The 14040-nt window shown below is 51.3% G+C and carries 14 protein-coding genes and 2 tRNA genes; all 16 read right to left on the bottom strand.

What is annotated here, in order from left to right:
- Entirely contained in the window at window positions 1-747 is a 747-nt protein-coding gene (fliP, locus tag BLW37_RS08435; protein WP_091341825.1) for a flagellar type III secretion system pore protein FliP, read from the bottom strand.
- Between the two features lie 9 nt (window positions 748-756).
- Window positions 757-1173, bottom strand: coding sequence for a flagellar biosynthetic protein FliO (fliO, locus tag BLW37_RS08440; RefSeq protein WP_245785661.1), 417 nt, complete (start codon window positions 1171-1173; stop codon window positions 757-759).
- A gap of 152 nt (window positions 1174-1325) precedes the next feature.
- A complete protein-coding gene (gene fliN, locus BLW37_RS08445; protein ID WP_091341828.1) occupies window positions 1326-1712 on the bottom strand; it encodes a flagellar motor switch protein FliN in 387 nt (128 codons plus the stop codon).
- 4 nt (window positions 1713-1716) lie between these two features.
- The gene (gene fliM, locus BLW37_RS08450; protein ID WP_091341830.1) at window positions 1717-2805 is read right to left on the bottom strand and encodes a flagellar motor switch protein FliM; all 1089 of its coding nucleotides are present in this window, start codon (window positions 2803-2805) and stop codon (window positions 1717-1719) included.
- Between the two features lie 12 nt (window positions 2806-2817).
- Window positions 2818-3336: a flagellar basal body-associated protein FliL gene (gene fliL / locus BLW37_RS08455; RefSeq protein WP_091341831.1), complete on the bottom strand. Its 519-nt coding sequence runs from the start codon at window positions 3334-3336 to the stop codon at window positions 2818-2820.
- 83 nt (window positions 3337-3419) lie between these two features.
- Window positions 3420-5249 carry a flagellar hook-length control protein FliK gene (locus BLW37_RS08460; RefSeq protein WP_091341833.1) on the bottom strand — a complete coding sequence of 610 codons (1830 nt, stop codon included), beginning with the start codon at window positions 5247-5249 and terminating at the stop codon, window positions 3420-3422.
- A gap of 92 nt (window positions 5250-5341) precedes the next feature.
- Window positions 5342-5788: a flagellar export protein FliJ gene (fliJ, locus tag BLW37_RS08465; RefSeq protein ID WP_091341835.1), complete on the bottom strand. Its 447-nt coding sequence runs from the start codon at window positions 5786-5788 to the stop codon at window positions 5342-5344.
- A 6-nt stretch (window positions 5789-5794) separates the two neighbouring features.
- Window positions 5795-7141 (bottom strand): flagellar protein export ATPase FliI, encoded by a 1347-nt coding sequence (fliI, locus tag BLW37_RS08470; RefSeq protein ID WP_091341836.1) that lies wholly within the window; start codon window positions 7139-7141, stop codon window positions 5795-5797.
- Window positions 7138-7974: a flagellar assembly protein FliH gene (fliH, locus tag BLW37_RS08475; RefSeq protein ID WP_091341838.1), complete on the bottom strand. Its 837-nt coding sequence runs from the start codon at window positions 7972-7974 to the stop codon at window positions 7138-7140. Before fliH ends, fliI begins: the two co-directional genes overlap by 4 nt.
- Window positions 7975-7995: 21 nt before the next feature.
- Window positions 7996-9027 (bottom strand): flagellar motor switch protein FliG, encoded by a 1032-nt coding sequence (gene fliG / locus BLW37_RS08480; protein WP_091341840.1) that lies wholly within the window; start codon window positions 9025-9027, stop codon window positions 7996-7998.
- A complete protein-coding gene (gene fliF / locus BLW37_RS08485) occupies window positions 9020-10720 on the bottom strand; it encodes a flagellar basal-body MS-ring/collar protein FliF (RefSeq protein ID WP_091341841.1) in 1701 nt (566 codons plus the stop codon). The genes fliG and fliF overlap by 8 nt, the downstream gene beginning before the upstream one ends.
- A 17-nt stretch (window positions 10721-10737) precedes the next feature.
- The gene (gene fliE, locus BLW37_RS08490; RefSeq protein ID WP_091341842.1) at window positions 10738-11094 is read right to left on the bottom strand and encodes a flagellar hook-basal body complex protein FliE; all 357 of its coding nucleotides are present in this window, start codon (window positions 11092-11094) and stop codon (window positions 10738-10740) included.
- Window positions 11095-11187: 93 nt separating this feature from the next.
- On the bottom strand, window positions 11188-12579 hold the full coding sequence (locus BLW37_RS08495; protein ID WP_091341845.1) for a DUF418 domain-containing protein: 1392 nt from the start codon (window positions 12577-12579) through the stop codon (window positions 11188-11190).
- Window positions 12580-12622: 43 nt separating this feature from the next.
- Window positions 12623-12712 (bottom strand) — tRNA-Ser (locus tag BLW37_RS08500).
- Between the two features lie 99 nt (window positions 12713-12811).
- Entirely contained in the window at window positions 12812-13870 is a 1059-nt protein-coding gene (gene nadA, locus BLW37_RS08505) for a quinolinate synthase NadA (RefSeq protein ID WP_091341847.1), read from the bottom strand.
- A 93-nt stretch (window positions 13871-13963) separates the two neighbouring features.
- Window positions 13964-14039 (bottom strand) — tRNA-Lys (locus BLW37_RS08510).
- Window position 14040 lies beyond the last annotated feature (1 nt).

The following is a 14040-nucleotide window of genomic DNA, read 5'->3' on the forward strand; positions in this document are numbered from 1 at the left end:
CTAAGTCCCCAATCCAAAGCTGGTGGCCATGGTTCCCATCACCAGGATCCAACCATCGACCAGCACAAACATCATCAATTTAAAAGGCAGAGAAATGATCATCGGCGACAACATCATCATACCCATGGCCATCAAGACACTGGCCACCACCAAGTCAATGATTAAAAATGGAATAAACAACATAAAACCAATTTGAAAGGCCGTTTTCAGTTCACTGGTAATAAAAGCCGGAATGATCACCGTGATCGGCAAGTCCATTAGATTATCCACCTCCTCGACACCAGCGATGCTGGCAAAAGTATCCAAATCGCGCAGCCTGGTTTGATGCAGCATGAACTCTTTAATAGGAACGATGGCCAACTCTACGGCTTCCAATGAGGTTTTTTCTTCAGCAAGGTAAGGCTGTAAAGCCTGCTGGTTAATTTCATTAAAGACAGGCGCCATAATGAAAAAAGTGAGGAACAAAGCGATGCCAATCAGTACCTGGTTGGAGGGGGACTGCTGCAGACCGATGGCCTGCCTTAGTATGGCCAGCACCACAATGATGCGGGTAAAGCTGGTCATCATGATCACCATAGCCGGAATAAAGCTCAGGGCGGTCATGATGGCCAGAACTTGCAGCGTTACACTGTATTCTTGAGAGCCGTCTGGGTTGGTGGTGACGCTGATGGCTTGCAAGGTGCCAACATCAGCGAAAACTGCAGGGCTAAGACCACATGCCAGTAGCACCAGAATAAGTCGCAACATAGTTCATTTTTACTTTTTCAACCACGATTGCAACTGACTATGAAATTCTGATGCCAACTTTTCTTCCGGCAAGGGTTCGTTGAGCTCAAACAAGAAATTAATCTGCTGGGAGGTCACCCCAAGAACCCGCTGTTTCCCTTGTATTTCAATCACTAACAACCTTTCCTTAGGTCCAAGGGGAATGGTGCTAATAACCTTCATATGTTGACTGCCGGGGATCCGCAGTGTCAATTTTTTGAAAGCCCACCCAAGCATTAACACCAGAAGGATCACGAATGCCAGAGAAATGACGATTTTGCCAAGCGATAAACCTGAGCTAGCACCAGCTCGGCTCAACGTCTGATCACCACCGGCTCTGTCTTGACCAAAGCGGTACGGCGAACTGGTCGCTTCTTTCGCGGATACTGGCTCGATGGCTTCCAGCACGGGCTCTTGCAGAGGCTGTTCAGCTGTAACAGCCTCAAGCTGCGCGGCGACTACCTCAACCTCAGTTTCGGATCCAGGCTCGGGTTCAACAGCCAGCAGTGCAGCACTGAGCAGCAGGGAAAGCCAAAGTGTATGGATAAAAACGAACCGCATTAACGCAACTTCTTGATGCGTTCAATCTGGCTGATCACATCGGTCAACCGGATACCAAACTTGTCGTTGACTACCACCACCTCACCATGCGCAATTAAGGTGCCGTTGACCAAAACATCCAACGGCTCGCCAGCCACCCGCTCCAACTCGACCACAGAGCCCTGATTCAATTGCAGCAGGTTACGAATGCTGATTTTGGATCGTCCCACCTCCATCGAGATGGTGACAGGAATATCCAAAATAGTATCGAGTTTTAGCTTATCCTCGCCGGCTGGCGGCGTATCTTCTTTTAACTCATCCAGCTCCACCGCAGTAGCACCATCGGTTCCTTCGGCTTCTGCCATGGCAGCAGCCCAATCATCCATGGTTTCTTTATCATCAGCCATTTGTTTAATCCTCTTTGCGTGCCGCCAAATTCAGATCGGCTTCCAGTTCGGAAATATCGGCGTCACTATCCAGCCTGCGGCCGCCTTTGGTAAAGACATGCAATTCAGACTTGACCGACTCCGGTCGTTTAATTTTCTCGATAATTTTCAACGCTACATTGTCACGGGAGCGCCCCAACTTCGCACGGTACGTCGGCAGATCTTCAATCAGCACGGTAATATGATCCGGCAACTCAACCGGAATAATATCACCCGCTTTGAGCTCCATCACTTCTTTTAGTGTTAGATCTACATCCAGCATCTTGGTGGTCAGATCCACTTCAACATCCATGATTTCATCGCGCATGGCCTTACTCCAGCGCAGATCCGTATCTTCTTTATCACTTTGTACACCAGCGTCCAGTAATTCCCGGATAGGCTCCAGCATCGAATAAGGCAGGGCAACATGGAAATCACCACCGCCTCCATCCAACTCGATATGAAAAGAGCTGATCACCACCACTTCAGTCGGGCTGACAATGTTGGCCATGGCCGGGTTGACTTCCGAGTCCAGGTACTCAAAGGACACATCCATCACCGGCGCCCAAGCTTCTTTGTAATCCTCAAAAATCAATTTAAGCAGCATCTGGATAATACGACGCTCGGTCGGCGTAAATTCCCGGCCTTCAATTTTTGCATGATAACGGCCATCGCCACCGAAGAAATTATCCACCAGAATAAAAACCAGCCGAGCCTCCATGGTAATCAGACCAGTACCTTTCAGTGGACGGAAACGCACCATATTCAAGCTGGTTGGCACAAAGAGGGTATGGACGTACTCACCAAACTTAATCATCTGCACGCCATTAATCGACACTTCTGCCGAGCGGCGCATCATATTGAACAAGCTGATACGCATATGACGGGCAAAGCGTTCGTTCACCAACTCCAGGGTTGGCATGCGACCACGTACGATCCTGTCCTGAGAGGAAAAGTCGTATTCGGTTGCAGACCGACCGGGGCCATCACCACCGTCGTCGATTTCTTCTTCTTCAATGTCATCAACACCGTGTAATAAGGCATCAATTTCATCTTGTGACAATAAGTCCGTCACGGCGCTACCCTTTTATTGCATCACAAAACCGGTGAAAAGGACTTCTTCCACCACCACTGTCCCGGTGACTTTCAACAGCTCTTGCTGTAAATCGCTCAAAGCTTTATTGCGTAAACTCTCTTTACCGGCCGCTGTCACTAAATCATCGGCATTGGCACTGCTAAAGGTTTGCAGCAACGTACCTTCAATCAGCGGAATGTGCCGCTTAGCCAACGTATCGTTGTTGCTGCCACGCACCAACAGTTGCACCCGGATTTGTACCAAACGATCCCGGGTACTGCCCGGTACATTAAAAATAAAGGGCCTGGGCAAAGGGACGTAATAAGCCGTCCCAGTTGGTGCTGCCGGTGTCCCATCCGCACTGGTGGCTGCCCCGGGGCCGCTTGCTGAGGGTATGCTATCGTCCGATGAAAAAAAGAACAGCACGGCAACCACAGCGATAAGCAAAAGAGCAACCGATGCTCCTATCATGATTAGCAGCTTCTTTTTGCCACTGCCTTCCGCTAGTTTCAGTTCATTATCATCCGCCATGCCAGACCTCATTCTTGCTCAGTTGTTTGCTATTGTGAACGCTGGTTGGCTGGATCGCAATCAGCAGCCGTGCAAAAACCGGCCTAGGCATAATAATCCACTAAGCGATTGGTGGGCTTAGCGACCGGTAAACGCTGCTCTTGCATCAGATCCTCTTCATCATTCATCTTGCCATTGCCGCCTGCATTTTGTTGCTGCTGACCGGATTGTTGTTGCGACACTTGTCCATCCGTCAACTCTATGCCCTGCTCACCCAGCATATCGCGCAGCTTTGGTAATTGTTCTTCCAAAATTTCTTTGGCATGAGCTTGTTGCACTAAAAACTGCACGCTGGCCTGGTCCTGCTGCATACTGACTCGGATATGCATGCTACCGAGTTCCGCTGGATCCAGCTTGATCTCAGCGCTATGGACCGAATTGCGCACCATCATCACTAACCGCTCTCGCAGCTGCCCTGGCGCATCCGATGTCAGCAGGTTCAAAGGCTGTTTCAATAACTCACTAACACTAGGCGTTACGCTGGTCGTCTGTACCGAGGCACTGCCCTGGCTTTGTACCATTTGCGCTGTGCTTGCAGCCGTTGCCGGCGATGAGGTGTTTTGTCCGGTTAGTCCCTGACTGCTAGCGAACTGGTTGCTATTTTGAGTACGCTGCTGGCTATGCTCAATAGCCGCATGTTCTTGTGTCATGGCCGCATCGAACCGCCCCCCACTTGCCTGCTCATGCTCCGCCTGAGCTTGCTGCATAGCACTGAAAGCAGTATGAGCAGCACTTTGTTCTTTTTGCTCGCCTGACTTTTGCTGCCCTGATTGAGTATCAGGCTGCACCACACTGCCCCTGGCTTCAGCCCGGGCTTGCACTGCCCCTGCCAGCGTCTGCGGCTGAGTACCTGCATCGGCGAGTGCTACCTTGGTCGGTACAGGCGAAGCAGTCAACTCTATCGAATCTTGCAGCAACTGTGGTTGGTTGTCATCCGACTGCTCGTCGACAGGATCGGGCTTGCTCGCTGGAACGCCATCGACTCTGGATTCTTTAGGTTTTGCTGGTTGCGAAGCTGCCTCAGCCGCCCATTGTTTTGTTATATCAGCCGGCAGCACTTTCTCAGACGGCTCAACCTCCGTCTCCAGCACATCGTCTGTCGCGACATCTTGGCTGGCTGTTTTACGCACTTGCGCTTCAGTGCTTTGACCGACGGCCTGAACCAGTGAGCCCTTTGGAGCATCTGCTTTGTTGTCATTGCTTACGGCTGATTTTTCTGTAGCCAATTCACCAGTTTGCACAGCCAAAAGCTGCTTATCCGTTACCGTTTTGCTTTTAGCTTTCCTGGCAGAAGCATGCACCTCTTGTGCGCTCTCATCTACAGCCGCTGTCTCGCTTTTATTCGACGCTTTGCTGACGTCTACTTTGACATCCAGGCGAATACTCGCTTTATCCACGTCTGACTCGGTTGCCATCGTTGATTGCGCGGATGCAGTAAGCAGCGCGGAAGACCCAAGCTGGTTTGGACGCTCTTCTTTATCGCCCTGGGCTTCGGCCAAAAACGCCCGCCCTTGCTTGACCGATGCTGCTGTCACGGTAATGCTGGCGCTCTCCTGCTGGCCGGCCCGAATGATGGCAAGCCAGGCCCTGGCAGCATCTTTATCATCGGCAGAGCTTTGCTCATCCGTGATGATAGCTTGCAATGATTCTGGGTTGACTGGCTCTGGCGACATGCTTTCTTGCACCGAGGAAGCGGCAGCTTTTTGCCGTTCCGTCAGAACAACTGGCTGCTCACCAGCTTCAGCCAATTGGGCTGCAAAAGGCAGGGTTTCAGAGTTCAACGGCGCTTCTGCATCATCGGCTTTAGTCGCAGTGCCGGCACCAAGCTGTAAGGGGCTGCCCGTCATTAAGAACATCTGTAATGCATCCGCCATGCGTCTTCTCCTCACAGCTTAGATTGATTGGGATCGTTCAAGTCTGATTAGGTTATTCAAAATCCAGGCCAGAATGTTCAGGAAAAGATGATTTAATGGGGTTGCTGCCGACGGACAAACTGCTGCATAGCCACCTCATCCTGCAGCAATTGCTCAGTACGGGCTGCTTTTTTCATGGCTTGCTGCTTTTGTTGCTCTAGCAAGTACTCCAATGCTTTGCGTTTTTTTTGCATCGCCAACCATTGCTGACGACGCTGCTCCATCACGGCATGCGCTTGTTGAATTTGCTGGGCTTGTTGCTGCAAAGCTAAATCCAGCTTAGCGATAAAGCTAACAAATTGATTGTACTGCCGGCTTTGCAAGCCGAGGCTGCCTTGTTGTTGGCTTTGTTGGATGTAATCCGTTCGATAGTCGGCCAAGCCCTGATATTTTTGCTCTGCTTGGCGGGTAAATTGCAGCGCCTGCACAAAGTTGGCTTGCAGCTTCTCTTCTCGCTCTAGCTGTACTTTTACTAGTAACTCCAACTGCTTATTTGCCATAATGGCTTACCCTGTTGCTTTGGCTTGCGCCGGAAGTGGCAATAAATTAGTCAGCGCCAGCAAACTCTCATCATAGGCCACCACGTCTTTCATACCCTGTTGCAAAAAGCGGTTGATAGCAGGCATTAAAGCCACTGCTTTATCCAGCAAAGGATCACTGCCTTTGACGTAAGCACCGATGGCGATTAAATCCTTACTTTGACGGTAACTGGCATAGAGTTGTTTTAATTGCCGTGCCATCAGTTGATGTTCCATGCTGGTCACTGCCGGCATCACCCGGCTAATCGACTGCTCAATATCAATGGCTGGAAAGTGGCCGCTATCGGCCAGTTGCCGTGACAACACAATATGGCCATCCAAAATCGCCCGGGATGCATCGGCGATTGGATCCTGCAAATCATCGCCCTCAGACAACACCGTGTAAAAACCGGTAATGGAACCTTTGCCAGCGGCACCGTTGCCAGCCCGCTCAACCAAGGCAGGTAATTTGGCAAAGACAGAGGGTGGATAACCCTTGGTAGCCGGCGGCTCCCCAACAGCCAATGCAATTTCACGCTGGGCCTGGGCATAACGGGTAATGGAGTCAATCAGCAGCAATACATCCAGCCCCTGATCGCGAAAATACTCCGCAATTTGCACGGCCGTTTCGCAGCCTTTTAGCCGCATTACTGGCGATACATCGGCTGGCGACGCCACCACCACGGCACGCTCTCGACCTTCTTCGCCTAAAATATCATCGATGAACTCTTTGACCTCACGGCCCCGTTCACCAACCAAACCAACCACGATGACATCGGCGCTGGTGCCGCGTGTCATCATGCCAAGCAGCACGCTTTTACCAACACCACTACCAGCAAATAGCCCCATCCGCTGGCCTTTGCCTACCGTCAACGCGCTGTTGATCGCGCGCACACCAACATCCAGTGGAGTTCGTATTGGTTGACGCTGCAGTGGATTAATGGGGACTTTGCGGTTGCGGGCAAATTCAGTGGCAACGATAGGCCCTTTGCCATCCAACGGCTTACCAGCTCCGTCTACCACCCGCCCGAGCAGCCCCATGCACAATGGCACGCCCTGTTCGTGCAATACAGGGGTGACTTTGGCACCAGGCACCACCCCGGAAATATCATCTTTTGGCATCAAAAAAATTCGATCACCGGCAAAACCCACTACTTCAGCCAGAATAATGCCCTGCGCCGTTTCCACTTCGCAACTCTGACCAATGCCTGCACTGCAACCGGTTGCCTCCAGCGTCAGGCCAACAACTCGTACTAATTGACCAGATACTGAGGGCCTGCTTGGTCGAATGTAGTGCTGTTGCTTGCGGATCCTCTCTGCCAGGGAAGCGGTCATACCGGTGACTCCTCCGCAGTGTCGTCCTTGGGTGTCTCCAGTTGCATGAAATGAGCTAAAGCACTGCCTAAACGCTGCTCAATGCTACGATCGACAAGAGACTGTTCGGTTTCAAGCCGGCAGCCACCGCGGCTTAAGGTCGGCTCAGCCAGCAACTGCCAGCCACGCTCACCCAGTTGCTCAGTACTGTAATGCTGCTGAATAATGGCCAAATCATCCGGGTGCAACTTGATATGCACCTTGCCATGTCGCAGTGGCAACGCATCAATCGCCTGTTGCAATGCCTTAAGAATGACTTGTTGGTTGGTTTGTACTTCGGTTTGCAGCACTGCTTTGGCCATCGCCAGCGCCAGGGCCAACAGCTCTTGCTCTACTTGTTTATCCAGCTGCTTTAGCGGCTGCTGCAATTGATCCAGTAATTGTTCCAGCGCCTGAAATTGCTGCTCGCTTTGCTGCTGCCCTTCTTCAAAACCAAGTTTCTTGCCTTCGGCCAAGCCCTGCTTTACCCCGTCTTCCTGACCTTGCTGGCGTCCCTCTTCATAGCCTTTGGCGAAGCCATCTTCTTTACCTTCCGAGAAGCCCGCGTCATAAGCTTGCTGGCGCAGCTCTTCCATTTGCTCAGCAGTCAGAGGTTTAAGACTGTGATCATCCTCATCCGATTGCTCGGTTTCAGCGGGTGCTTTGGGATCAGGTCTGGTTTTATTCAACGCATTGGTTTTTTCGTACTTGCGCATGTCACCGGTCAGATCAGGGCTTGGCCACTCTTTCAGCTGCTCCAGAGTACTGGCATCAGGTGAGAATGGCCGCTTATAGCGAAACTGATCTGAGCTCATAGTTGGTCCCGCTGTAAACAATTACAGGAAGTCATCACCACCACCACCACCAAGCATAATTTCACCAGCATCCGCCAGTCGCCGCGCAGTGGCCAGGATTTCTTTTTGTGCCGCTTCTACATCACTGACGCGGACTGGGCCCATGGCCTCAAGATCATCGCGCAGCAGTTCAGCCGCCCGTTTCGACATATTGCCAAAGATTTTCTCTTTCAGTGCATCATCCGCACCTTTTAAGGCCTTCATCAAAATATCTTGCTCTACTTCACGCAACAGTGTTTGAATGCCTCGGTCTTCAACATCAATCAGGTTTTCAAAAACAAACATCAGATCCTGGATTTGCTGCGCCATTTCCTCGTCATTTTCACGGATGGAATCCAGCAACTGACCTTCAATGTTGGTATCCAGATAGTTAAGAATGTCGGCCGCAGCTTTCAAGCCACCCATTTTAGCCGTTTGCGCACCAGCTTGACCGGCAAATTGTTTCTCCATAATCTCATTCAATTCCTGCAAGGCGGCGGGTTGCACTTCTTCTAAATTGGCAATCCGCATGGTCAAGTCCAGCCGGACTTTTTCAGAGAACTGCGACAAAATTTCCGCTGACTGCTCCGGAGCCAGGTAAGACAACACAATGGTCTGTATCTGCGGGTGCTCGTTACGGATGATATTGGCTACTTGCTTGGAATCCATCCATTTCAGAGAATCCAGACCTTTGGCACTTCCACCTAATACAATCTGATCGATCAAGTTGGCCGCTTTTTCTTCACCCAAGGCTGCGGTTAGAGCTCGCTTGATAAACTCTTCGCTCTGGAAGCCAATGGTACTGAAATTCTGGATTTGCTCAATAAAAAGCCGGTGCACCGCTGAAATCTTTGCCTGATTCAGATCGGTCATTTGCGCCATGGCCGTGCCCACCTTTTGCACCTGTTTAGGTTCCAGGTGCTTTAGGATCTGGGCTGCATCTTCCTCTGATAAACTTAACAGCAGAATTGCGGCCTTTTCAACGCCATCGAGCTTACCAACATCAAAGCTTGGCTTTTCAATATTCTCAGTCATCTTCTTCCAGCCAGTTTCTGACCACCAGGGCCGATAGTTCCGGTTCATTCGCTACCAGAGCACGCACTGCTTTTAGTAAATCTTCATCGCCATGCAAGTCTGGTAGCATCAGGGTGCCATCTTCGGCAAAGCCAACCGCGGTTTCATCAAAGGTAGATTTCAGCATATCGATGGTGTCATCGCCTAAATCCAGGCCAGACCCTAATGCATCTTCATCATACGCATCTTTGGTATCTTCAGGATAGATCAGTTTCTTCAGCATCGGCCGTACCACCGACAAAATCAGTACGATGATGACCAGGCCAGCAATTAGTAAGCGGGTCAGACGAATAAACCACTCTTCCTGATAGAAGTAGACCGTAGGCTCAGCCTCCAGCTCGGTCCGGGTAAAGGGCACCGAAACCACCTCAATGCTATCACCGCGCTGCACATCATACCCAATGCTGCCTTGCAACAAGCGACGAATATTGTGCAATTCTGCCTGAGTTCTGGGTTGAGGTGCCATTTCTCCTTGATCATTGGGTGCTAATTTGTAATCTACCGCCACAGACACACTGACCCTTCGTACGACCCCTGATTGCTGCGAACTATGGCTAATGGTGGTATCGAGCTCAAAATTACGGGTGGTCTCCCGATGATTACGACCTGGCACAATAGGTGTTGCCCCACCGCCAGTTGCTTCTTCCGGAATAGCCGAAGGCATGGGTGGCTGATTGGATAAAGCCCCAGGGATACCACCACTTAAACCACCCACGCTGCTTTCTTCAATACTCATTTCACTGCGAATGGCCGGCAAGTCTGGATTAAAGCGCTGTTGGGTTTGCTCCAGGGTGGTGAAATCCATCACCACATCAACTTGCGCTGTGTAGTTACCCACGCCCAACACTGGCATCAGGATACTGTCAATTCGTTGACGATACTCATCTTCCCGCGCCCGCTCCAGCTCGTACTCACGCCGTTTTCTGGCAGAAGCCGTATCCTGCGAGCCACTATTTAACAAGCGGCCGTTCTGATCCGTCACCGTCACTCTGGACGGGTCCAGGTTCTGGACAGCCGAAGCAACGATATCGACGATGGCATCGACTTCACTGTCACGAATAACCCGACCACCTCGGGCAGTAATCAGCACTGTTGCTGACGGTAAACGTTCACGACGGGCAAATACGTTTTCCGGTGGGATTGCCAACAGCACCCTGGCCCTGGCTACACTTTGTAACTCTTCGATAGTCCGTGCCAACTGCTGCTCGCGGCTGTGCTTTAAGCGTTCAGTTTCAAGTCGCTGGCTAACGCCAAAGCCACTGTCTTGCATCAGGATTTCGGTACCGCTGGTTGGCTCCTGCGCCAGCCCGGCCCGGGTCATACCTAGCCGAATGCTTTGAAATTGGTCTTCAGGAACATAGATAACATTGCCATCCAACCGGTATTTCACCCGCTGGCTGTCCAGGTGATCCAGAGTCTGAATCAGCTCTTCGGTGGCAAAGGTACCCAGTGGACGCATTTCCGGCTGACGTGCCCATAAAATAATCAGCAACGCAATCGCCAAACAGATGGTCAGTGCAATGATCATGGTCACCTGACGCAGCAGATCAGTGCCACCCAGGTTGTTCAGAAAACCGGATTTCTGCTCTTGTTGATCACTGGAGTTAAACTCATCGCCGCTTAACGCCAGTTCAGTGGATTGGTTCTCTGCCACAACTTACCCCTTAGCTCTTACACCGGCATCGTCATAATTTCTTTGTAGGCTTCCACTACTTTATTGCGCACCTGCATGGTGGCTTCAAAAGCAATGGAGGATTTGGAGGCTGCAATCATCGCTTCCGCGATGGTCACCCCTTCAACCCCTTTTTCAACGGCAGTTGCCAGACCCCGGGCATGCATTTGCAGACCATTCACGTTATCCAGCGCACCTTTGAGCATAGCGCCAAAGTCACTTTGGCTATGGCTGACGCCAGAAACACCATGAGGCTCCTGTCGTTGCAATGCCATAGCCTGCTGCGGGCCACGTGCCTGCTGTGCCATGGCTTGCATCTGACTGTACAGTGACACTCCCGGACCTTTGATTTGCATGGCGATACCCTCTGTCAAAAAATTGTTCTTCACAAGGATAAAGCATAGAGCGTGCCATATTTTAATTAATGAAAATCAATGTATTAAGCAATACTAAGAAGAAAGGAGCGGTTGGATCCGAAACGGTTGGCGGTGGCCATAGGTCAGCGTACGCCACAACCATTCCATAGGCCCACTGCGGTAGCGCTGCAGCCACCAGTGACTGAGCCAAAGTTGCAAGCCATAGAGTAACAGTGCCATCAAGGTAGTGGCTGCCCGACCAAAATCTCCGTAAAGACCCAGGCCATAACCATAAAACAGCAGGGTAAACACCACAGAATGCAGCAAATAGTTGGTAAGCGCCATGCGGCCCGCTGGCGCAAGCAAACGAATAAAGTGCCCTTTGTGCAGGTACAGATGGACCAGTGTCGCCATGTAAGCCAAACACAGCGCCACATTCGACAGATTTTGGCAGGTCATCAGCAGTGCATTACGGATGCTCGGTGACACCATCTCGACCTCAGTGCCATAGATGCCCCATATCAGCGTTAATGGCAGCCCTATGCTGTAGCCCAACCACATCAACCGCCAGAAAAACACTTTATGCTGCTCAGGTGTTTGCAACAAGCCTGAGCGACCTAAAGCGGCACCAAGCAAAAAGATGCCCAGAATCATTGGCACAAATAACAGCAGCGCAGGACTAAGATACAAAGCCTGAAACTCATACACCCGCCACTGCACCACCTGCCAATAACCACCACTGGCATAAAGCAGATCCCCACGGGCAATATCAGCCAGCAATTTCTCTTTATCAGCGGCAAAACCAGCTTTTAGCTTTGCCGCTTCTTCAGGAACCTGCATCGCCATTTCAAGGGCGAAAGTCCCAAGCCAAATCAGTAGAATAGGTGTCAGTAGCAGCACCGCAGCCCAGATACACAGCCGTTTTACCGAAGCATTGACAAAAAACAACAACAAAAATCCGACCACGGCATAAAAATGCAGAATATCCCCCCCCCAGATCAGCAACAGATGCACCACCCCAATGGCCAACAACACCCACAAACGGCGACGGAATAAGCTAGGCGCTGCCGCCCCCTTTTGCCTGGCTCGGTCTATAAACACAATAAAACCCAGGCCAAATAACAAGGAAAACAGCGTATAAAACTTGCCCTGCACAAAGGTAAACGACAGCCAGGCAACCGCATAATCCAGCCCGCTTTGCTCGGAGTTAAACCCAAGCATCAGCGCCTGCAGTGGCCGCTGAAAATACTCGATGTTCATCATCAAAATGCCAAAAAGGGCAAAACCACGGATCACGTCCAGGATCAGCATGCGCTCGGCCGGCGCGACCGGGCTTGGTAAAGTAGTTGTGGTGGTTGTCATGATAGCAGCCAATCCATGCAGGGCCTGCGGGCCAAAGGGGTATGATGTATTGAAGATAGCGTAGATTTGTTGGAAGTAAATACGATCCGGGTTCGAACCAAGGCCGCCCTGCTCCGCAGTCAAACAAAAACCCCCTGGCGCGAGCCAGGGGGTTTTTGTTTGAATATGGCGGAGAGGGAGGGATTCGAACCCTCGTTAGGGGTTAACCTAAACACACTTTCCAGGCGTGCGCCTTCAGCCACTCAGCCACCTCTCCGATACTCACCGTAGCGAGCGCCGCTATACTAGGTAAAAAGCGGCTTTGTTGCAACAGTTATCTGTTGCTTCGCTGTTTTCTGCTGGCAAATTAACCAGTTCAGGCGTTACCCTTCACCGCGACCTGCTGCTCTTTGGCAAAGTTCAGCATCCGATCCAGTGGCAACAAGGCTTTGCGGCGTAATGCGTCATCGACAAAGATTTCATGCCCCTCCCGCTTAACCAGAGCTTCTTCAATGGCTTGCAGGCCATTCATCGCCATCCAGGGGCAATGGGCACAGCTGCGGCAGGTGGCGCCATTGCCACCGGTAGGCGCTTCGATGAAGGTTTTACCTGGCGCCTGCTGCTGCATTTTGTAGAAAATGCCTTTGTCGGTAGCCACGATAAAGGTATCGTTTGGCAGGGTTTGGCTGGCTTTGATCAGTTGGCTGGTAGAGCCAACCGCATCGGCCAGCTGTACCACCGAGTCCGGTGACTCGGGGTGCACCAAGACGGCAGCATTGGGGTACTGCTTTTTTAGCTCCAGCAAGGCTTTGGCTTTGAACTCGTCGTGCACAATACAGGCACCGTTCCACAGCAGCATATCGGCGCCGGTTTGCTTTTGCACATAAGCGCCTAAATGCTTGTCCGGGCCCCAGAGGATTTTTTTGCCCTGACTGTCCAGATAATCGACCACATCCAGTGCAATGGATGAGGTGACCACCCAATCGGCTCTGGCTTTCACGGCCGCTGAGGTGTTGGCATAGACCACCACCACCCGATCCGGGTGCGCATCGCAAAACTCAGAGAACTCTTTGGCCGGGCAGCCTAAATCCAATGAACAGGTCGCATCCAGCGTTGGCATCAGCACGGTTTTTTCCGGGCTTAGGATCTTGGCGGTTTCACCCATAAAGCGCACCCCAGCTACGATCAACGTATCTGCTGGATGCTCTTTGCCAAAGCGGGCCATTTCCAGTGAGTCGGACACACAGCCGCCGGTTGCTTCTGCCAATGCCTGTATTTCAGGATCGGTGTAGTAATGCGCCACCAGGACGGCATTGTGCTGCTGTAATAAGGCTTTAATACGCGCCTTGTACTCTGCAGCCTGCTCCTGTTGCAGCGGCATAGGCTTGCGCGGAAAAACAAACTGCTGTTCGTCGAAATACAAACTTTGTTCCATCGTGCCAGTCTTCGTTACCGATAAAGGGGCGTTATTATAAGTGAGACAAGACCAAATGACAAAAGTTAACGTTGGGAGAAAATAGAAGGAAAGTGGTGGGTCATGATGGATTCGAACCATCGACCAATGGATTAAAAGTCCACTGCTCTACCAGCTGAGCTAATGACCCA

The organism is Alkalimonas amylolytica (assembly GCF_900107845.1).
Taxonomy (GTDB): Bacteria; Pseudomonadota; Gammaproteobacteria; order Enterobacterales; family Alteromonadaceae; genus Alkalimonas; species Alkalimonas amylolytica.